The sequence below is a fragment of the Spongiibacter thalassae genome (assembly GCF_012272835.1).
Taxonomy (GTDB): domain Bacteria; phylum Pseudomonadota; class Gammaproteobacteria; order Pseudomonadales; family Spongiibacteraceae; genus Spongiibacter; species Spongiibacter thalassae.
In genome coordinates, this window is sequence record NZ_JAAWWK010000003.1 from 81,068 (window position 1) to 101,776 (window position 20,709).

The 20,709-nt window shown below is 56.2% G+C and carries 18 protein-coding genes; all 18 read left to right on the forward strand.

Features of this window, described 5'->3' with window-relative positions; translation table 11 throughout:
* The first annotated feature begins 12 nt into the window (after positions 1-12).
* The 18 genes from rseP (at position 13) to hscA (ending at position 20,703) form a co-directional block, all read left to right on the forward strand.
* On the forward strand, positions 13-1,371 hold the full coding sequence (rseP, locus tag HCU74_RS09220; RefSeq protein WP_168450151.1) for an RIP metalloprotease RseP: 1,359 nt from the start codon (positions 13-15) through the stop codon (positions 1,369-1,371).
* Between the two features lie 90 nt (positions 1,372-1,461).
* Positions 1,462-4,044 (forward strand): outer membrane protein assembly factor BamA, encoded by a 2,583-nt coding sequence (gene bamA, locus HCU74_RS09225; RefSeq protein ID WP_168450152.1) that lies wholly within the window; start codon positions 1,462-1,464, stop codon positions 4,042-4,044.
* A 30-nt stretch (positions 4,045-4,074) separates the two neighbouring features.
* Positions 4,075-4,584, forward strand: a complete 510-nt coding sequence (locus HCU74_RS09230) for an OmpH/Skp family outer membrane protein (RefSeq protein ID WP_168450153.1) — start codon at positions 4,075-4,077, stop codon at positions 4,582-4,584.
* 1 nt (position 4,585) lies between these two features.
* A complete protein-coding gene (gene lpxD / locus HCU74_RS09235; RefSeq protein WP_168450154.1) occupies positions 4,586-5,632 on the forward strand; it encodes a UDP-3-O-(3-hydroxymyristoyl)glucosamine N-acyltransferase in 1,047 nt (348 codons plus the stop codon).
* A gap of 3 nt (positions 5,633-5,635) precedes the next feature.
* The gene (gene fabZ, locus HCU74_RS09240; protein WP_210425220.1) at positions 5,636-6,076 is read left to right on the forward strand and encodes a 3-hydroxyacyl-ACP dehydratase FabZ; all 441 of its coding nucleotides are present in this window, start codon (positions 5,636-5,638) and stop codon (positions 6,074-6,076) included.
* A 1-nt stretch (position 6,077) separates the two neighbouring features.
* A complete protein-coding gene (gene lpxA / locus HCU74_RS09245; RefSeq protein WP_345889672.1) occupies positions 6,078-6,875 on the forward strand; it encodes an acyl-ACP--UDP-N-acetylglucosamine O-acyltransferase in 798 nt (265 codons plus the stop codon).
* Between the two features lie 40 nt (positions 6,876-6,915).
* Entirely contained in the window at positions 6,916-8,079 is a 1,164-nt protein-coding gene (gene lpxB / locus HCU74_RS09250; RefSeq protein ID WP_168450155.1) for a lipid-A-disaccharide synthase, read from the forward strand.
* A 4-nt stretch (positions 8,080-8,083) separates the two neighbouring features.
* Entirely contained in the window at positions 8,084-8,698 is a 615-nt protein-coding gene (rnhB, locus tag HCU74_RS09255; RefSeq protein WP_168450156.1) for a ribonuclease HII, read from the forward strand.
* Positions 8,699-8,736: 38 nt separating this feature from the next.
* Positions 8,737-12,219 carry a DNA polymerase III subunit alpha gene (gene dnaE / locus HCU74_RS09260; RefSeq protein WP_246864562.1) on the forward strand — a complete coding sequence of 1,161 codons (3,483 nt, stop codon included), beginning with the start codon at positions 8,737-8,739 and terminating at the stop codon, positions 12,217-12,219.
* 85 nt (positions 12,220-12,304) lie between these two features.
* Complete coding sequence (locus HCU74_RS09265) at positions 12,305-13,255, forward strand: acetyl-CoA carboxylase carboxyltransferase subunit alpha (RefSeq protein WP_168450157.1); 951 nt, start codon at positions 12,305-12,307, stop codon at positions 13,253-13,255.
* Positions 13,256-13,266: 11 nt separating this feature from the next.
* Positions 13,267-14,595, forward strand: coding sequence for a tRNA lysidine(34) synthetase TilS (gene tilS / locus HCU74_RS09270; protein ID WP_168450158.1), 1,329 nt, complete (start codon positions 13,267-13,269; stop codon positions 14,593-14,595).
* A gap of 52 nt (positions 14,596-14,647) precedes the next feature.
* Positions 14,648-15,442, forward strand: coding sequence for a tRNA (cytosine(32)/uridine(32)-2'-O)-methyltransferase TrmJ (gene trmJ / locus HCU74_RS09275; RefSeq protein WP_168450159.1), 795 nt, complete (start codon positions 14,648-14,650; stop codon positions 15,440-15,442).
* Between the two features lie 165 nt (positions 15,443-15,607).
* Entirely contained in the window at positions 15,608-16,084 is a 477-nt protein-coding gene (iscR, locus tag HCU74_RS09280) for a Fe-S cluster assembly transcriptional regulator IscR (RefSeq protein ID WP_168450160.1), read from the forward strand.
* 89 nt (positions 16,085-16,173) lie between these two features.
* Entirely contained in the window at positions 16,174-17,388 is a 1,215-nt protein-coding gene (locus tag HCU74_RS09285; RefSeq protein ID WP_168450161.1) for an IscS subfamily cysteine desulfurase, read from the forward strand.
* Between the two features lie 26 nt (positions 17,389-17,414).
* Entirely contained in the window at positions 17,415-17,801 is a 387-nt protein-coding gene (gene iscU, locus HCU74_RS09290) for a Fe-S cluster assembly scaffold IscU (protein ID WP_168450162.1), read from the forward strand.
* A gap of 20 nt (positions 17,802-17,821) precedes the next feature.
* Entirely contained in the window at positions 17,822-18,145 is a 324-nt protein-coding gene (gene iscA, locus HCU74_RS09295) for an iron-sulfur cluster assembly protein IscA (protein WP_168450163.1), read from the forward strand.
* Between the two features lie 108 nt (positions 18,146-18,253).
* Complete coding sequence (hscB, locus tag HCU74_RS09300) at positions 18,254-18,793, forward strand: Fe-S protein assembly co-chaperone HscB (protein ID WP_168450164.1); 540 nt, start codon at positions 18,254-18,256, stop codon at positions 18,791-18,793.
* A 59-nt stretch (positions 18,794-18,852) separates the two neighbouring features.
* Positions 18,853-20,703 carry a Fe-S protein assembly chaperone HscA gene (gene hscA, locus HCU74_RS09305; RefSeq protein ID WP_210425221.1) on the forward strand — a complete coding sequence of 617 codons (1,851 nt, stop codon included), beginning with the start codon at positions 18,853-18,855 and terminating at the stop codon, positions 20,701-20,703.
* Positions 20,704-20,709: the final 6 nt, after the last annotated feature.

A 20,709-nucleotide genomic window follows, 5' to 3' on the forward strand; every position in this document is an offset into this window, starting at 1 on the left:
GAGGAACGGGAAGTGTTAGACCTCTTGCAAACAATTATTGTCACCGTGCTTACCCTTGCTATTTTAGTGGCGGTGCATGAGTTTGGGCACTTCTGGGTGGCGCGGCGCTGCGGTGTTAAGGTCCTGCGTTTTTCTGTCGGATTCGGCAAGCCGCTGCTGTCCTGGTCTGACAAAAGTGGCACGGAATATGTTGTCGCCGGTATTCCTCTCGGCGGCTATGTCAAAATGCTTGATGAGCGTGAGGGCGAGGTGCCCGAGGAACTGCTCGATCAGGCCTTCAATCGAGCTTCCCCTCCCAGGCGCATTGCCATTGCCGCAGCGGGACCCTTTGCCAATTTTGCTTTGGCGATCGTGGTGTATTGGTGCATTTTTCTCAACGGCGTTAACGGCGTGGCGCCGGTGATTGGCAGCGTTGAGCTGGGCTCGCTGGCCGATCGTGCGGGGCTTCAGGCCGGTGCCGAGATCACCGCCGTAGATGGTGTTGAAACGCCGACCTGGGAAAGCCTGCAAATGCAGTTGCTGGAGCGAATCGGGGAGAGCGGTGACCTCACCATGACAGTCAAGCCCGCCGGTTCCAGCCTGGTAACCACCAAAACCCTGCGGCTTGATGGCTGGATGCAGGAAGTGGCTGATCCCAATCCCCTTAGGGAGCTGGGAATTCAATTGTACGTGCCCAAGGTTTTGCCGAAAATTCAAAACGTTATGCCTGATAGCGCTGCGCAGAAAGCAGGCCTTCAAGCCGGCGATCTGGTACTCTCTGTCGATGGCGTAGAAATGCCGGACTGGGATTCCTGGGTCAATATCGTTCGCGCCAGCCCTGAACAGCCGCTGAGCGTGGTAGTGGATCGTGATGGACGGCAGCTGCCGCTCACACTTACACCCGCGCGAACGCTCGACGACTCGGGTGTTGCGATCGGGTTTGTCGGTGTTGGTGTTGAGCCGCCGAGTTGGCCGGAGGAGATGGAGCGCAAGGTTGCCTACGGCCCCATCGCGGCATTGGTCGCAGCAGCAGACAAGACCTGGAAGATGAGCGCGTTCACACTGGAATCAATCAAAAAAATGATTACCGGTATGTTGTCGCCGAAAAACTTGAGCGGCCCGATAACGATTGCTAAAGTGGCGAGCTCTTCAGCGCAGTACGGTTTTTTTGCCTGGATGAGCTTTCTGGGGCTGTTAAGTATCAGTCTGGCGGTGCTTAATCTGCTGCCGATACCGATTCTCGACGGGGGACATATTATCTATGCCTCGATCGAGTGGGTGATTGGAAAACCAGTGACAGAGCAGATCCAATTATGGGCGAATCAGCTCGGTTTGGCGCTGGTGGTGTGTGTTATGGTTTTCGCTTTGTATAACGACGTATTGCGCCTCTGATTTTTTAGACTTCGCGATATTTATTTTATTCTGTGTGGCGCTGCCTGAGATTGTTGCGGGCAGGCCGCTAGCCTTGGTTGCTGGTTTTTGATGAAACGCTTTTTCCTTGTTGCACTAATTGTCTGTCTGTTCAGCCCATTTGCGTTGGCGCAATATCGTATCAGCGATATTCGGGTCGAAGGTCTGCAACGTATCGCCGCTGAAACCGTTTTTTCGGCGCTGCCTTTGAGTGTCGGCGACGAACTGACACCCGAGGCAACGGCCAAGGCCTCACGCGCACTTTTTGCTACGGGCAATTTCGACGATATCCAGATCGGTATTGACGGCGATGTGCTGGTGATCAAGTTGGTGGAACGTCCGGCAATCAGCGAAATCAATATCGAGGGTAACAAGGCGCTGGCAACCGACGCGCTGCTGGACGGTTTGAAGGGCGCAGGTCTTGCGGAAGGGCAGGTGTTCAAGCGTTCTACCCTCGAAGGTATGCGCATGGAATTGGTGCGCCAGTACGTGTCTCAAGGGCGCTATGATGCCAGTATCGAAACCGACGTGGTCGCCGAACCACGCAACCGGGTGTCGATATCTATCAATATCGACGAGGGCAGTACTGCCACCATCAAACATATCAATATTGTGGGTAACAAGGTTTTCGACGACGAAACCCTGCTTGACCAGTTCGAGCTCAAACCCAGCGGATTTTTCTCCTTTTTCAGCAGCAGCGACAAATACTCCCGTGAGAAACTCAAGGGCGACCTTGAAAAGCTGAATTCCTACTACCTGGATCGCGGTTACTTGCTGTCAAATGCCGAGTCTGTACAGGTGTCTATCGGGCCGGAGCGCAAGTCGGTCTACATCACTGTCAACGTCATTGAAGGTGAGAAATATACCGTCAGCAGTGCGGAGCTCTCCGGTGACCTGGTGTTGCCGGAGGATGACCTGAAACGCTTTGTTTTGGTGTCGGAAGGACAGGTTTTCTCGCAGGCTCTGGTCACCAGTACCGAAGAGTTTTTGGTCAAACGCCTGGGCAACGAAGGTTATAACTTCGCCAAGGTTCGCGGTATTCCGGAAATAAACGAAGACGATAAAACCGTCGCCATGAAGTTTTTTATCGACCCCGGTAAGCGCACCTATGTGCGTCGTATCAGCTTTGAAGGCAACTCCAGAACCTCCGACGAAGTGCTGCGCCGTGAAATGCGCCAGATGGAAAGTGCGCCGGCCTCGGCGGATAAAATCGAGCTGTCGCGGGTGCGCCTGGAGCGTTTGGGCTATTTCAAGGAAGCCAAGGTAGATACCCTTGAAGTACCTGGCACCGATGACCTGATCGACCTGACTTACAGTGTGGAAGAACAAAGTTCAGGTAGTTTGGGTGCTAGTCTGGGCTTCTCCCAGGACAGCGGCCTGTTGCTCAGCGCCAATATTCAACAGAACAACTTCCTGGGTACCGGTAAGCAGGTTGGTTTTGGAATATCGCGCAGCGACTTCCTGACCAGTGCTAGCTTTAATTACCTCGATCCGTACTTTACCGAAGATGGTGTCAGCCGCGGTTTCTCGGTGTTCTACCGGGCAACGGATTTCGAGGAAATCAACGTTGCGAGCTATACCACCGACACCTACGGTTCCAGTGTGAACTTTGGCTACCCCATTTCCGAAACCGAACGCCTCGGCTTTGAATTGGGCTACGCGGTGACCAGTATCGATGCCGGGGTGCGCGCGGTAAAAGAGATCAAAACCAGTCCGCGTATTTTCAGTGCGATCGACAGTTATTTTGAAAGTACCCGTGACCCGGAAACCGGGCGCTACACCACCGCTGAGGTGTTGCAGAGTATCGACAATCTGCCGGCTGATGCCTTGGCACAAAGTGACGAGCCGGGTTTTCTTGACCGCTATGGTGACGAGTTCGGCAACTTCACCGCCGGTATCTCCTGGCGTCAATCGACCTTGAACCGCGGTTTGTTGGCGACCCGTGGTGCATCGCAATCGGTGTCGCTGGAGGCGTCAGTGCCGGGCTCCGACCTGGAATATTACCGGGTGACCTACAACGGTCAGTTGTACGTGCCGCTGACCAATTCCTTTACGCTACGCTTTAAAACCGAGCTGGGCTACGGCGACGGCTATGGCAACCTTGATCAGCTGCCGTTCTTTGAGCATTTTTATGCCGGGGGCTTCAGCTCGGTGCGCGGCTTCCGCAGCAATACCTTGGGGCCACGCAGTTCACCAGCGGATATTTATCGCATCAGCCGAGCGGCCACCGCCGTAGATGAAAACGGTAACGCTACCGCACTGTCCGCCCAGGCCGGTTATGTACTGGACCCGGTGACCGGTGCCCTGATTATCGATACCGCGGCGTCAGTAGGTGATGAAGCTGACCCCTTCGGCGGCAACGTGTTAATGGAAGGCAGCATGGAGTTGTTGTTTCCGTTGCCCTTCGTAAAAGATCAACGTTCGGTGCGTAGCGGCCTGTTCTTCGATGCCGGTAATGTCTTCAGCACAAGCTGTAGTTCCACCCAGATCAACTGCTCGTCACCAGACCTTGGGCGTCTGCGTTACTCAGCGGGGGTAGGGGTGACCTGGATTACCGGGTTTGGTCCTCTGACCTTTAGTCTTGGGCGTGCGCTGAATGACGAGCAAATCGACGAGACCGAGATCTTCCAGTTCTCACTCGGTCGTACTTTTTAATCCATCCAGAATAAAATGTGGGAGTTGTACATGAAGGCTTTTAAGTTGTTGGTAATGGTAGTCGCGATGGTATGGGGCTCTACTGCTCTGGCAGAGGGGCGTATCGCGGTGTTTGATATCGAAGCAGCGGTTCTGAATACCGATCTCGCGAAATCGCGTCTGAACGCCCTGAAAAACCAGCGCGAATTCAAGGATAACCTCGCTGAACTTGAGCGGGTGCGTAAAGACTACGAGAAGTTGGTCGAGCAGTTCCAGAAAGATATTGAAATTCTGAGTGCTGAACAGCGTCAACTGGCGAAAAACAAAATTGACTCCAAGCGGGCAGACGGCGAGCACCTGGCGCGCAAGATAGAGGGTGCGCAGCAGCAGGAAGTGCAAAGCATCATGCAAGAGATTGGTCCCAAGTTGCAAAAATTGCTGCCGCAAATCGTGAAGGAAGAGAATATTGGTTTGCTGCTCCCCGCCAAGGCGGTAATGCACGCCGATGCCAGCTATAACATCACTGCGAAAGTCGCTGACAAACTCAACCAGGCAAAATAATATGGCGCGACAAAAGGCGCTGCGCCTGAAAACTGTGGCGTCAATGCTGGGCCTGCCCATGGAGGGGGATGGTGAGCTGCTGCTTAACGGTATCTCCACCCTGGACAGCGCAGGCCCTGACGAGCTCAGCTTTTTGTCCAACCCCAAGTACCGCAAACTGTTGAAAGATTCCAACGCGGGTGCGCTGATTGTGCACCCCAGCGTGGCTGAAGACGTGCGCGGGGCTTGCATTATTGCGGATGATCCCTATCTCGCCTTTGCCCGGGCCAGCGCATTGTTCGATCCCTTTGAGCGGCCCCGTGATGGAATACACCCCACGGCGGTGGTCGCCGCGGAAGCCGTGCATGCCACTGCCTCGATAGGGGCCAATGCGGTCATTGAGGTGGGCGCCGTTATCGAAGAAGGCTGTGTAATCGGGCCTGGTTGTGTGGTCGGCGCGGGAAGCACCATTGGTGCCCACTCGTTGTTGCACGCCAATGTCACGGTGTATCACGGGGTGAGTATCGGCAGGGCCTGCGTTATCCATTCAGGCACGGTTATTGGTGCAGATGGCTTTGGTTTCGCGCCTTCGGCCGAGGGATGGCAGAAAATTCATCAGTTGGGTGGGGTATCGATTGGCGACAATGTCGAAATCGGAGCCAATTCCTGTATTGATCGCGGCGCCTTGAAAGATACCCGTATCGGCAGCGGTGTAATACTTGACGATATGACTATGGTTGGTCACAACGTCGAAATTGGCGATGGCACGGCCATGGCGGCGGGCTGCCAGATAGCGGGTAGTGCGAAAATTGGTAAAAACTGTACTTTGGCCGGTAATGTAGGGGTAGTGGGACACATCACCATAGCTGACGGGGTGCACCTCACCGCCCGCAGTCTGGTGTCTAAATCCCTGGATGCCGCGGCGTCTTATTCCAGTGGTGGCACGCCCCTGATGGAGACCCGCCAGTGGCGCAAAACCACTGCGCGTTTGCCCAAGCTGGATGAATTGTATCGCCGGGTGCAGACCCTGGAAAAAATGATCAGAACAATACAAGAGGATTCAAACTGAGCCATGATAATGGACATAAACGAAGTACAGGAATATCTGCCTCACCGCTATCCCTTTTTGCTTGTTGACCGGGTGATTGAGCTAAATCTCGGCGAATCTATCGTTGCCATCAAGAATGTTACGGGTAACGAAAATCACTTCAACGGTCACTTTCCCGGTTTGCCTATTATGCCGGGGGTATTGATTATCGAAGCAATGGCCCAGGCTGCCGGTATTCTCGGGTTTAAAACCCTGGATAAGAAGCCCGCCGACGGCTCCATATACATGTTTGCCGGTGTGGATAATGCGCGTTTCAAGCGGCAAGTCGTGCCCGGCGACCAGTTGATCCTCAAGGCCCAGTATGTGTCTGACAAAAAAGGTCTGTGGAAATTTAACTGCCAGGCCTTTGTCGACGATGTGCTGGCCTGCAGTGCGACCATTCTTTGCATAGACCGGAAGAAATAACGTGCCCGGATTTATCGACCCCAGCGCTGTTATTGACCCCCGCGCCATCATCGACCCCACTGCGATCATCGGTGCCAATGTAAAAATTGGCCCGTGGACCCTTGTTGGCCCCGAGGTGGAGCTGGGTGAGGGCTGCGATATTCGCTCTCATGTGGTGTTGAAAGGGCCGACTAAAATCGGCGCACGCAATACCATTTATCAGTTTTCGACAGTGGGAGAAGACACTCCCGACCTGAAGTATCGCGGCGAGCCTACCCAGCTTATTATGGGCGATAACAATATCGTCCGCGAAGGGGTCACCATTCACCGGGGTACGGTACAGGACCAGGGTAAAACCGTTATCGGCAGCAACAATTTGCTGATGGCCTATGTGCATATAGGCCACGATTCCGTCGTGGGTGATAATTGTATCCTGGTGAATAATGCCTCATTGGCCGGCCACGTTGTGGTTGGTGATTGGGCGATACTCAGCGGCTATTCGCTGGTTCACCAATACTGTTTGATCGGTGCCCACAGCTTTGCCGGCTTCGGTTGCCATATTAGTAAGGATGTCCCAGCCTACGTCACCGTAAGTGGCAGCCCGGCAGAGGCCAAAACGATCAACGTCGAAGGCTTGAAGCGCCGGGGGTTCAGTGGCGATGCGATAGCGGCGATTCGACGTGCTTACAAAATCATCTATCGGCAGAACAACACTGTTGATGAAGCACTGGCGGCCCTCGCGCCCATCGTCGCCGATTTCCCTGAAGTACAGCTGCTGGTGGACTCCCTTAAGCAGTCTCAACGCGGCATTGTTCGTTAACCCTTGATACAGGGTCGGTTGTTGCCGACATAACGCCTACATGACTCCATTACGAATCGGATTGATTGTCGGGGAGGCGTCGGGGGATATTCTCGGCGCTGACCTGATTCGCGCAATAAAAGCCCGCCACCCCGATGCGCAATTTGAGGGGATCGGCGGCCCGCTAATGCTTGAGCAAGGCTTTCATTCGATTTGCGAGATGGATCGCCTGTCGGTAATGGGCCTGACCGAGCCACTTAAACGGCTGCCGGAATTGTTGCGCATACGCCGACATATAAAACGCCATTTGCTCGCCTGGCAGCCGAATGTCGTAGTGGGTATTGATTCGCCGGACTTCACTCTGAACGTCGAAGCCTATCTGCGCGCACAGGGTATAAAAACCGTGCACTACGTCAGCCCGTCGGTGTGGGCCTGGCGTCAGGGTCGTATCGCCAAAATTGCCAAAGCGGTGGACCATATGCTGACCCTGTTCCCCTTCGAAGAGGACTTTTATCGGGATCATGGTGTGCCGGTAGATTGTGTCGGCCACCCGCTTGCTGATCAAATCCCCCTTGAGGACGGTCGCGCCGAGGCGCGCCTGGCCCTCGATGTCGATGGCGACCATCCTGTTGTTGCGTTAATGCCGGGCAGTCGCAGTGGTGAGGTCGATCAGCTTATCGGCAGTTTTCTGGAAACCGCCCAGTGGCTTCGCCAGCGCGTACCCAACGTCGAATTTCTTATCGCCGCGGCCAACAAGGAACGCCGGGAGCAAATACTGCAAGCGATCGCCGCGTTGACCTCGGACTTGCCGGTGAGGGTGATACTCGGCGAGTCGCGCACCGTAATGGCGGCATCCGATTCAGTCATCATGGCATCGGGCACGACTAGCCTTGAGGCGCTGTTACTGCAGCGGCCGATGGTGGTGTGCTACCGCTTTGGTAAATTGTCCTTCGCGCTGCTGTCGCGGCTGGTTAAAGCACCGCATTTTTCCCTGCCGAACCTATTGGCCAAGCGAGCGCTGGTACCTGAGTTGTTGCAGGATGAGGTGTGTGCCGAGGTCATTGGACCGCTGGTGCTGGAACAACTCAGCAATGACAATCATCGCGAAACCCTTGTCGCGGAATTTCGCGAAATCCACCTTAGCCTGGCGCGTCAGGCCAGTGAGCGGGCTGCCGGCGTTGTTCTCGATCTGGTCGAGCCCGCTTCCCCGCCGCGAGCGAGCTGACACGATGTCCCAGACCCTGGATATGTTTGCTACGGACGACTACCCTGCGTTGACTGCCGGGGTTGATGAAGTAGGGCGCGGCCCGCTGTGTGGCGACGTCGTGGCAGCGGCGGTGATACTCGATCCCAATCGGCCGATAATGGGCTTGAATGACTCAAAAAAATTGACAGAGAAGCGACGAGAGCGACTTTTTGATGAAATTCAGCAAAACGCCCTGGCTTTTTGTATCGCGCGCGCCAGCGTTGCGGAAATCGACGAACTGAATATTCTCCACGCCAGTATGCTGGCGATGAGTCGCGCGGTCGACGGGTTGCAGCGGGCCGGCGAGTCCGTAAAGCCCGAGTTTGTGCTGGTCGATGGTAACCGTTTACCGAAGTGGCACTATCCCTCTGAAGCGGTGGTAAAGGGAGATAGCAAGGTGCCTGCCATTGCAGCGGCATCGATACTGGCCAAGGTGTGCCGGGATCGGGAAATGTGTGAACTGGACAAGAAGTATCCCGGTTATGGTCTGGCCGGACACAAGGGTTATCCCACCAAGGTGCATCTGGAAGCACTGAAAACACTCGGGGTAACCGATATTCACCGGCGCAGTTATGGGCCGGTCAAGGCATTGCTCTAACCTGGCAGTGTGGCAAAAGTCAGCAAAGAGGCGAGGCTATGTTGCAGGAAAAATTTGTTCATCTTCGCGTGCACTCCGAGTACTCGTTGGTCGATGGCCTGGTGCGGGTCAAGGCGCTGTGTAAAGAAGCAGCGGCAATGGGAATGCCCGCGGTAGCACTGACCGATCTGTGTAATTTCTACGCGCTTATCAAGTTTCAAAAAGCGGCCCAGGGCGCCGGGCTTAAGCCAATTTACGGCAGCGATCTGCTGGTGCGGGACGACGACGACCCCGATCACATCAGCACCCTTTGCCTGCTGGTACAAAATGAGCAGGGTTATCACAATCTTACTGAACTGATTTCCAAGGCCTATCTTGAAGGCCAGTGGCAGGGCAAGGCCTATGTTTACCGCAGCTGGGTTGAGCAGGCGAGTGAAGGCCTGATACTCCTTTCCGGTGGTCGTGAGGGGGATGTTGGTCAGTTGCTGGTGTCGAATAAAATCGATGCCGCACGGGCCAGCCTTGATCGCTGGATGTCGGTGTTTTCCGATAGGTTTTACCTGGAATTACAGCGAACTGGCCGTGAACACGAGGACGCCTATATCCATGCAGCGGTTGCCCTTGCCGCCGAATTCTCCTGTCCGGTAGTGGCGACCAACGATGTTCGCTTCATCAGCGCGAAAGAATTTGAAGCCCATGAGGCCAGGGTGTGTATCCGCGATAGCCGAGTGCTGGATGATCCGCGGCGGCCCAAAAACTACAGTGCCGAGCAGTATTTGCGCAGCCCGGAGGAAATGGCGGAACTGTTTTCCGATATTCCCGAGGCGCTGGAAAACAGTGTTGAAATCGCTCGGCGCTGCAATCTTACCGTTAAGCTGGGTACCTACTACCTGCCGGACTATCCGATTCCCGAGGGAATGACCCAGGAGCAATTTTTCCGGGAGATATGCCACAAGGGCCTCGATGATCGGCTGGATTTTCTGTTTGATCGCAGTGCCCCGGATTTTGCCGAGAAAGAAAGGGAATACCGCGAACGACTCGATTTTGAGTTAAACGTAATTCTGCAAATGGGTTTCCCCGGTTACTTTCTGATCGTTATGGACTTTATTCAATGGTCCAAGGATCACGATATTCCGGTTGGGCCGGGGCGGGGCTCCGGTGCAGGTTCTCTTGTTGCCTACGCCCTGAAGATCACCGACCTGGATCCACTGGAATACGATCTGCTCTTCGAACGTTTCCTCAACCCGGAGCGGGTGTCGATGCCCGACTTCGATGTCGACTTCTGTATGGAAGGTCGCGACCGGGTCATCAGTTATGTGGCCGATAACTATGGTCGCGACGCGGTCAGTCAGATTATCACCTTCGGCACCATGGCGGCGAAGGCGGTAGTGCGCGACGTTGCCCGGGTGCAGGGCAAGTCCTACGGTCTTGCCGATAAATTGTCCAAGCTGATTCCCTTTGAAGTGGGTATGACCCTGGAGAAGGCAATAGAGCAGGAGCCCGCCCTCAAGGAGTTTCTCGACAACGACGAGCAGGCCGGCGAAATCTGGGAAATGGCCCTCCAGTTGGAAGGCGTGGTGCGTGGCGTAGGAAAGCACGCCGGGGGGGTGGTTATCGCTCCCTCCAAGTTGACAGACTTTGCACCGCTGTACTGCGACGAAAGCGGCGGTGGACTGGTTACCCAGTTCGACAAGAACGATGTGGAAGATGCGGGGCTGGTCAAGTTCGACTTTCTTGGCCTGCGTACGCTGACGATAATCGACTGGGCTCTGAAAATCGTGAATGCCCAGCGGACCAAAAAAGACGAAGCGCCGTTGAATATAATGGCGATTCCGCTGGACGATACTCGCACCTTCAATTTGTTGAAGTCGGCGGAAACCACAGCGGTATTCCAGCTGGAATCCCGGGGCATGAAAGAGCTGATTAAAAAGCTGTTGCCCGACTGTTTTGAAGACATCATCGCATTGGTGGCGCTGTTCCGCCCCGGCCCCCTGCAGTCCGGTATGGTTGACGACTTTATCAACCGGAAGCACGGTCGCGCCGAGCTGGCCTATCCTCACCCGCAATATCAGCATGAATGCCTCAAGCCAGTGTTGGAGCCGACCTACGGCATCATCCTGTATCAGGAACAGGTTATGCAGATCGCCCAGGTGATGGGCGGTTACACCCTCGGTGGTGCCGATTTGCTGCGCCGGGCGATGGGTAAGAAAAAACCCGAAGAGATGGAAAAACAGCGGGTATTGTTTCTCGAGGGGGCGATCAAGCAGGGCTTCGACAAGGAGCTGGCGTCGAATATCTTTGACCTGATGGAAAAGTTCGCAGGTTACGGGTTTAACAAATCCCACTCCGCAGCCTACGCCCTGGTGTCCTACCAAACCGCTTGGTTAAAGACCCATTATCCCGCGCCCTTTATGGCAGCGGTAATGAGCTCGGAACTCGACAACACCGATAAAATCGTGGTGTTTATCGAAGAATGCCGGGAGATGAAGCTGGACTACAAATTGCCCTCGGTGAACGAGGGTGAGTATATGTTCACTGTCAACGACCAGGGGCAGATTGTCTACGGTCTTGGCGCGATAAAAGGCCTGGGTGAGGGCCCGGTAGAAAGTATTATTGCCGCGCGCAACAGTGGTGGCCCCTTTAAAAACCTGTTTGATTTTTGTGAGCGCACCGACCCCCGCAAAGTTAATAAGCGCGCTATAGAAGCGTTGATACGCAGTGGTGCCTTTGACGATCTGGGCGAAGACCGCGCGGTACTGATGGCGGCAATGCCCGAAGCGGTGCAGGCGGCGGAACAGTCGGCCCGCAATCAGGAAATCGGTATTAACGACCTGTTTGGCGGCGCCCTGGCTGCGGATGACAGCGATGTCTATGCCGCCTTCCGCAATGTACGGCGCTGGACCACCAAGGAGCGCTTGCAGGGGGAGAAGGATACCCTCGGCCTTTATGTAACCGGTCATCCAATCGATGATTACGAGGCTGAATTGCGCCGCTTTGTGCCCAAGCGCATAGTGGATCTCAACCCCGAAAAGCACAGTCAGACGATTGCGGGTCTGGTCATCAACTCGCGCACTATGAAGAACAAGCGCGGTGATACGATGGCCTTCCTGTTACTGGATGATCGCAGCGCGCGTATTGAAGTTGCCCTGTTCAGCGATGTCTACGAAGAGTGTCGCGACCGAATCGTCAAGGACGCGGTGCTGGTGGTTGAAGGGGTGTGCAGCTTTGATGAATACAGCGGTGGCAAGAAAATGCGCGTTAAGTCCCTGCGCAGTCTCGCCGAAGCGCGGGAGCACCACGCCAGGGAGCTGGAGCTTACCCTGCACAATGAGCGCAGTAGCGGTGAGCAGATTGCGCGCCTCAAATCGGCGCTGACCACGGTGAGGGGCGGAAACTGTCCGGTGGTCATTCGCTACCAGCGAGACGATGCCGAGGTCAGGTTGCGGCTCGCCAGCGATTGGAAAATTCTGCCACAGGAGGAAGTTTTAATCCGCTTGCGTGAAGACTGTGGCGCAAATAACGTGGTCATAAAATACGATTAACGTATAATTGCCCCCAAGCGATGGTTGCCCCGCCAGCGGCGGACAACCTGGGACCTGGCCAAAACTGAGCGAATAAAGCAGAGCAATGAATCCCAATTATCTCGATTTTGAACAACCTATAGCGGAACTTGAAGCGAAGATCGAAGAACTTCGTCTAGTTGGTAATGACAACGAGCTCAATATTAGCGACGAAATCGCTAAATTGAAGGAAAAAAGCAGCAAGCTGACCGAGAAAATTTTCTCGTCGCTGCGGCCCTGGGACGTGGTAAAAATTGCCCGTCACCCCATGCGGCCCTACACGCTGGACTACATCCGCCGCATTGTTACCGACTTTGATGAGCTCCATGGCGACCGTCATTTTGGCGACGATCCGGCCATTGTTGGCGGTATCGGTAAAATCGACGGTATGCCGGTGATGATTATCGGCCAGGAAAAGGGGCGCGGAGTCACCGAGAAGGTGAAACGCAACTTTGGTATGCCCAAACCGGAGGGTTACCGCAAGGCCCTGCGCCTGATGGAAATGGCCGAGCGCTTCAAGCTGCCTATCGTTACCCTTATCGACACACCTGGGGCCTACCCCGGTATCGATAGTGAAGAACGTGGTATCAGTGAGGCCATCGCCCAGAACCTGGCGGTGATGTCACGACTCAAAACGCCCATTGTGTGCATTGTTATCGGTGAAGGCAGTTCCGGTGGTGCACTGGGTATCGGTGTCGGCGATCACATTGCCATGCTGCAATACTCGACTTACTTCGTTATTTCGCCGGAAGGCTGTGCGAATATTATTTGGAAAAGCACCGAGTTCGCACCGGATGCGGCCGAGGCGATGGGTTTGACCTCAACGGTACTGGAAGAATTGGGCATCGTGGATGCCACTATCTCCGAACCGGCGGGCGGTGCCCATCGCGATATCGACGAATGTGCTGCACGGGTAAAAGAGCATATTGTTGATCAGCTCACCAGGTTGAAGGCCATGCCTGAAAATGAGCTGCTCGATACTCGCTACGAGCGCCTGATGTCCTACGGCACCGTATAAGTTCTGATGCCGTGGTAGAAACTGAGCCGCTGGTCAACACACTGCGCAGTGAGTTGGCAGCGGTCTCTGCAAGCCGCTACTGGCTGGCCTTTAGCGGCGGCCTCGACTCACGTGTTCTCCTCGATTTACTACTGCGTTGTCGCGAGTACGATGACAACTTTCCCCCTGTGCACGTGGTGCATGTCAATCATCAGCTCCAGAGTGAAGCCTTGCAGTGGGCGGCTCAGGCCGAGAGTCTGTGCGCCACGTTGAATATTCCCTGTGAAATAGCCACGGTCACCGTAGGGAGTGCGGGTGTGGGTATCGAGGCGGCGGCGCGGGCTGCGCGCTATCGCGTCTTTGAGTCGCTGTTGGTTGAGGGTGATGTTCTGCTAATGGGGCATCATGGCGACGACCAGGCGGAGACGGTTTTGATGCGCCTGCTGCGCGGAGCTGGTGTCGACGGGCTGGCTGCAATACCGCAGACTCGTCCGTTGGGGCGCGGATGCTTGTTGCGGCCGCTATTACATACGCCGCGGACCGAGTTGGCCCGTTATGCCCAGGCTCATCGGCTGGACCACGTTCACGATCCCAGTAACGACGACAATCACTACGACCGTAATTTCCTGCGCAATCGCATTGTGCCGGTATTGCGCGAGCGCTGGCCCGATGTGGGCGATCGGTTGGTGCGAACCGCCCGTCAACAGCGAGAGGCGGCCCTGCTACTGAACGAGTATCTTGACGCTGATCTTGCCCGAATCAGCGACGCTGACAGCCTCGATCTGACTGCGCTATGCGGCTTGCCAGAGGGGCGTCGAAGACCATTGCTGAAGCGTTATTTGCAAGGCGTGGGTCTCTCCCTCGAGGAGCGGCAGTTGGCCGATTTTTATCGCCAGTTTGTACTGTCTGCCGACGATGCTGAACCCCGTTGGCCCTTCGAAGAGCAAGAGTTTTATCGCTACAGGGGGCGCTTGCACCACGACCGCCTACGCGAGCCCATTGCCGGGAGGTGTGCCAAATCGAGCGACGGCGAATGCTGGGCCTGGATGCCGGGCGAGGTGCTGGAGCTTCCCGGTGGTCGTTTAACGGCCTCACCTGGTGGCCGGTTTGCGCCATCGGGGCGGTTGCAGATACGGCTGCGACAAGGGGGCGAGCGTTGCACCCTCGCCGGAGAGTCGCACAGTCGTTCCCTGAAAAAGCTGTTACAGGAGTGGGGCGTGCCACCTCATCGGCGTGGCGAATTGCCATTGATCTACAGCGGGGGCGTCCTCGCCGCTATTGCCGACCTGGCGATTTGCGAGGGTTACGTTGCGGTAGGGGGTGAGGAGGGGTGGCAATTGCGGTGGACGCCCAAACGCTGACCCCGCGCACAGGCTCTGTTAGAATGCGCCGCGTTATAACAAGGCGCTGACTATGACTACTTCCTCGAATCCCCTCAATAACATTCGCATTGTGCTGGTGAATACCTCTCATCCCGGCAATATCGGCGCGGTGGCGCGGGCTATGAAGAATATGTGCCTGTCCCAGCTATATCTGGTGGCCCCACAGAAATTTCCCCACGACGAGGCTGTGTGGCGCGCGGCCAGCGCGGCAGACGTGCTGGATTCGGCGGTGGTCTGCGAGACCCTGGACGAGGCGATTGCCGACTGCCAGTTGGTTATTGGCACCAGTGCTCGCGAGCGCACGGTACCTTGGCCGCTACTCGATCCGCGCAATTGTATGCAGGAAGCCTACAAGGAGGCCGCAGGGGGGCACAAAATCGCGGTGGTGTTCGGGCGTGAGGACCGCGGACTGACCAACGAAGAGCTGCAGCGCTGCAATCTCCACGTGCATATTCCGTCAAACCCCGAATACAGCTCATTGAATCTGGGAATGGCGGTGCAGGTGATGGCCTATGAGCTGCGTATGTTCCAGGTGTCGGGAGAACTGGACGGCAATGCCCTGGCTGACTGGGATCAGCCTCCCGCCAATGCCGAGGCGCTGGAGCGCTATCTGGTCCATCTGGAGGAAACCCTCGCCGAAATCCGCTTCTTGCGGCCGGAGGCGCCTAAAAAGTTGATGCTGCGTCTGCGCCGCCTTTATCAGCGCACCCGGCTGGATGAGATGGAGGTGAATCTGTTGCGCGGCATTCTGACCTCGACCCAGTACTGGGTGCGCAAGGCCAAGGCCGCCGAAGAGGGCGAGGAGCGTGGTCAGCAGGGGGATTAGTCTCTATAATGCGCAGCCCAGCATCGGTGGCGCTTGCCGCCACCGTGCCCCGCCTTGGATCGAATGCTTCCCTCGCGACAAAAGACCTACTGTTTTTATCGGGTATATAGTTGATAGAAACACTCGGTTATTGCATAATTAGCCCTACGGAGATTGGGTACGACTATGCGACTGACAACGAAAGGACGATATGCCGTGACGGCGATGTTGGACTTGGCGCTTTATGGCGACCGAGGCCCCATCAGTCTGTCTGATATTTCCAGTCGTCAGGATATTTCATTGTCCTACCTGGAGCAGCTGTTTGCCAAATTGCGCCGCCGTGAGCTGGTGCAGAGCATTCGCGGTCCGGGTGGCGGTTATCGCCTGAGTCGTCCCGGAGAAGATATTTTCGTCGCTGAAATCATAGACGCCGTTGATGAGCGCGTAGACGCCACAGGCTGCTCTGGTCACAGCGACTGCCAGGACGGTCACACCTGCCTGACCCACCATTTGTGGTCGGATCTGAGTGACCAGATACATCACTTTTTGAGCGATATCAGCCTGGCGAGCCTTGTGCAGCGGCGCGATGTGCAGGTTGTGTCTGCGCGGCAGCGTCAGCGCCGTTTTGACGATGGCGCTATAGTGCTGACCGCCGTCGATTAACCGGCTGTTTGAATGAGATTAAAAACCCGGCGGCAGCGTCGTCGGGTGCACGGTGGGGCAAGGGTTCCGCCGCAACGTAGGAGAGAGAAATGCAGTTGCCGATTTACCTGGATTACTCTGCGACCACGCCAGTAGACCCGCGTGTTGCCGAGAAGATGATGGCATGCCTGACCACCGATGGTGTGTTTGGTAATCCCGCGTCGCGCTCCCACCTGTTTGGTTGGAAGGCGGAAGAGGCGGTAGAGAATGCCCGTCGTCAGGTGGCAGACTTGCTCAACGCTGATCCACGGGAAATTGTCTGGACCAGCGGTGCTACCGAGTCCAACAACCTCGCGATCAAAGGTTCTGCCCACTTTAACAGCAAGAAGGGCAAACACATCATTACTTCAAAAATCGAGCACAAGGCCGTATTGGATACTTGCCGTCAGCTCGAGCGCGAAGGTTTTGAGGTGACCTATCTCGATCCCACTCCGGAGGGTTTTATTACTCCGGAAGCAGTGTCAGCTGCAATGCGTGATGACACAACCATCGTCAGCATCATGCACGCCAATAACGAAATCGGCACGATTAATGATGTAGCGGCGATTGGCGAACTGTGTCGCGAACGTAAAATCGTCTTCCACGTCGATGCCGCGCAAAGCGCGGGCAAGCTGCCGCTGGATATGGAAGCAATGAAAATCGACCTGCTGTCGATTTCTGCCCACAAGCTTTATGGCCCCAAGGGGATTGGCGCACTGTATGTACGCCGCAAGCCGCGGGTGCGCCTCGAAGCGCAAATGCACGGTGGTGGCCACGAGCGTGGTATGCGCTCTGGCACGCTGCCAACCCACCAGATTGTGGGTATGGGCGAAGCCTGTGAAATTTGCCGTCAGGAAATGGCCAAGGATGCCGAGCATTCCCTAGCCCTGCGCAAGCGCTTCTGGGATGGCTTGAAAGACATCGAAGAGGTTCACGTAAATGGCGATGCTGAGCGTCGCCTGCCCGGTAACCTCAATGTGAGCCTTGCCTTTGTTGAAGGGGAGTCGCTCATTATGTCGCTGAAAGATCTTGCGGTGTCTTCCGGCTCGGCCTGCACCTCGGCGAGTCTGGAGCCGTCCTACGTACTACGGGCTCTGGGCTTGAACGACGAGCTTGCCCACAGCTCACTGCGCTTTTCCTTCGGGCGCTTTACCACCGAGGAAGAGGTGGACTATGCGGTGGCTCAGGTGCGTAAGGCGGTAGAAAAACTGCGCGACTTATCGCCGCTTTGGGATATGTACAAAGATGGCGTCGATCTGGACAGTATTGAATGGGCGGCCCACTGAGGCGGCTCTGATCAGGAGAGTATGATATGGCTTACAGCGAAAAAGTACTGGATCACTACGAGAATCCCCGTAACGTCGGCAAATTTGATGATGCCGACAGCGAAATCGGTACGGGTATGGTGGGTGCGCCGGCCTGCGGCGACGTAATGCGCCTGCAAATCAAGGTCAACGATCAGGGCATTATCGAAGACGCCAAATTCAAAACCTACGGTTGCGGCTCGGCAATTGCCTCCAGCTCCCTGCTGACCGAGTGGGTAAAAGGTAAAACTCTGGAAGAGGCCGAGCATATCAAGAACACCGAAATTGCTCAGGAGCTCGCCCTGCCGCCGGTGAAGATTCACTGCTCGGTACTGGCCGAGGACGCCATCAAGGCCGCAGTATCGGATTACCGCAAGAAAAAAACCAGCGCATAACGCTGGCTACGGGAGTGGATATGAGGATAGCAATCACCGATTCGGCGGCTGAGCACATCAAGCGACAGATCGCGGGTCGCGGACGTGGCCTGGGTATCCGTCTGGGAGTGAGAACCTCCGGCTGCTCTGGCATGGCCTATGTGTTGGAGTTTGTCGATGAGCCCCAGCCCGAAGATCAGGTCTTCGAAAATGGCGGTGCGTCGGTTTATATCGACCCCAAAAGCCTGGTGTACCTCGACGGCACCGAGTTGGACTTTGTTAAAGAAGGCCTGAACGAAGGTCTTAAGTTCAATAACCCCAATGTGTCAGCCGAGTGTGGCTGTGGTGAAAGTTTTACCGTTTAGTACCAAGCGAATCTGTGTGGCGCGCCGCGGTAACAATTCCGAGCGCGCCTTTTGTTTTTTTAAGCAGGGGTTTTGGCAAACCCGAATGACAGCGGAGCACGGCGGCCAATGACCGAGATAGATCACCGCGACGACCACTTTGCCCTGCTGGGCTTGCCCCGTCAGTTTGACCTCGATCAGGGGGCATTGACCGCCGCCTACCGCGAATTACAGCGCAGCGTTCACCCGGATCGATACGCCGGTAAGTCAGAGCGCGAGCGCCGGATTGCCGTGCAAAAATCTTCTCAGATCAACGAAGCCTACGACACACTGAAATCTCTCACTCGCCGTGCCGCCTACCTGCTGAAACTCAGTGGTCACAGTGTCGATGGTAGCAATACCTCCTTTACCGACTCGAATTTTCTGATGCAACAGATTACCTTGCGCGAGGAGTTGGCGGAGCTGGAAGGCGCCAGCGACCCTGAGGCGGCTCTGGATGCCTTCTATCGTGATGTTGATGGCGCTATCGCTGAGCATACAGCGGCGTTTCAGCGGGGCTTTGAGGACGGTGACTACGCGGCAGCCAAAGATGAATACGCCAAGCTCCAGTTTCTCGAAAAGCTGCGTAGCGAGGCCGAACGCAAAGAAGGCGAGCTGCTCGACTACTGAGCGGCAGCGGCCGACAAATGCAAGCGGCGGCCTGTGCTGCCCAAAGATGGACAGAAGTTATGTTGATGCAAATAGCCGAGCCGGGGCAAAGCCCGGAACCCCATCAGCGCAAGCTGGCGGTGGGTATTGACCTCGGTACCACCAATTCACTGGTGGCCAGCTTTCGCAATGGCCGTCTGCAAACCCTGCGCGATGCGGCGGGGGAACAGCTGCTGCCCTCTGTGGTGTACTACGGTGAAAACGCCCGAGTGCTGGTGGGCAAAGAGGCGGAGGCGATGGCGGCGGCTGACCCTGCCAATACGCTGGCCTCAGTCAAGCGTCTGATGGGACGCAGCTATAACGATGTCACCCTGTCACCGGCGCTATCAACCTACGACCTGGTGGACTGCGGCGAAGATATGGTCAAGCTGCAAACCCGCGCGGGTGCCTTGTCACCGGTGCAGGTATCGGCGGAAATTCTCAAGGTGCTGGCGGCCCGAGCGCAAGAAAGCCTGGGCGGCGAACTTGTCGGGGCGGTGATTACCGTGCCGGCGTATTTCGACGACGCCCAGCGCCAGGCCACCAAAGACGCCGCAAGGTTGGCTGGCTTAAAGGTGCTGCGGTTGCTGAATGAACCTACCGCTGCGGCGGTGGCCTACGGCCTCGATGAAAAGGAAGAGGGCGCGATCGCGGTGTTTGACCTCGGTGGTGGCACCTTCGATATTTCGGTATTGCAGCTTAGCAAGGGCGTGTTCGAGGTGCTGTCCACCGGTGGCGATTCGGCGTTGGGTGGAGACGACTTCGATCAGGCAATAGCCGCCTGGTTTATGCAGAGCGTTGGCCTTGGGGAATTGTCGGCGGTAGAGCGGCGTCAGCTGCTCACAGCCTGTCGTGCCGCCAAAGAAGGGTTGAGCGACGCCGAGCAAGTAGATGTCGCACTGGGACAGCACTTGCTGAGTCTGACCCGCGAAGTATTTAACGACCTCGTTGATCCCTTGATTGACAAGGCGATTCGGGCCTGCAAGCGGGCACTGCGGGACGCGCGGCTAAGTCACGACGATATTCAGAATGTTGTTATGGTCGGCGGTTCTACCCGTGTTCCCAGGGTGCGGGAGCGCGTGGGTCAGTGGTTCGGTCGAGAACCCTTGGTGGATATCGATCCGGATACCGTGGTGGCCATCGGCGCGGCCTCCCAGGCTGAGCAATTGGCTGGTAATCGCAGCGGTGAGGACACCCTGCTGCTGGACGTGATCCCCCTTTCGCTTGGCGTTGAAACCATGGGCGGTCTTACTGAAAAGATTATTCATCGCAATACCACGATCCCGGTGGCGATGGCCCAGGAATTCACCACCTTCAAGGACGGGCAAACCGCGATGGCGATCCATGTGGTTCAGGGCGAGCGGGAGCTGGTGGATGACTGTCGCAGTCTGGCAAAGTTCGAACTGCGGGGTATCCCGCCGATGGTCGCCGGAGCCGCGCGGATCAAGGTGACCTTTCAGGTGGATGCCGACGGTCTGTTGCAGGTGTCGGCCCGGGAAGAAACCACCGGCACCGAGAGTCAGGTGCAAGTCAAGCCTGCCTATGGGCTCAGCGATACCGATATTGCCGATATGCTGACAAGTTCCTATGCGGCGGCGGGGGAAGACAAGGAAGCGCGCGCACTGCGCGAGCAGCAGGTGGAGGCAGAAGCTTTGCTGCAAGCCCTGTCAGCGGCCTTGCTAGCCGACGGCGAGGCGTTACTCAGTGAGGACGAGCAAAAGGATTTACTGTCAAAAATGGAAGTACTTCACCAGCAGAAGCAGGATGGTAGCGCTGCCGACATCGCAAGACATATCGAGATTGTCGGTGCGGCGAGCGAAGCCTTCGCCGAGCGGCGGATGGATGCCAGCATTAAAAAAGCCCTTGCCGGACGGCAAGTCGACGAGATTTAAGGAGCG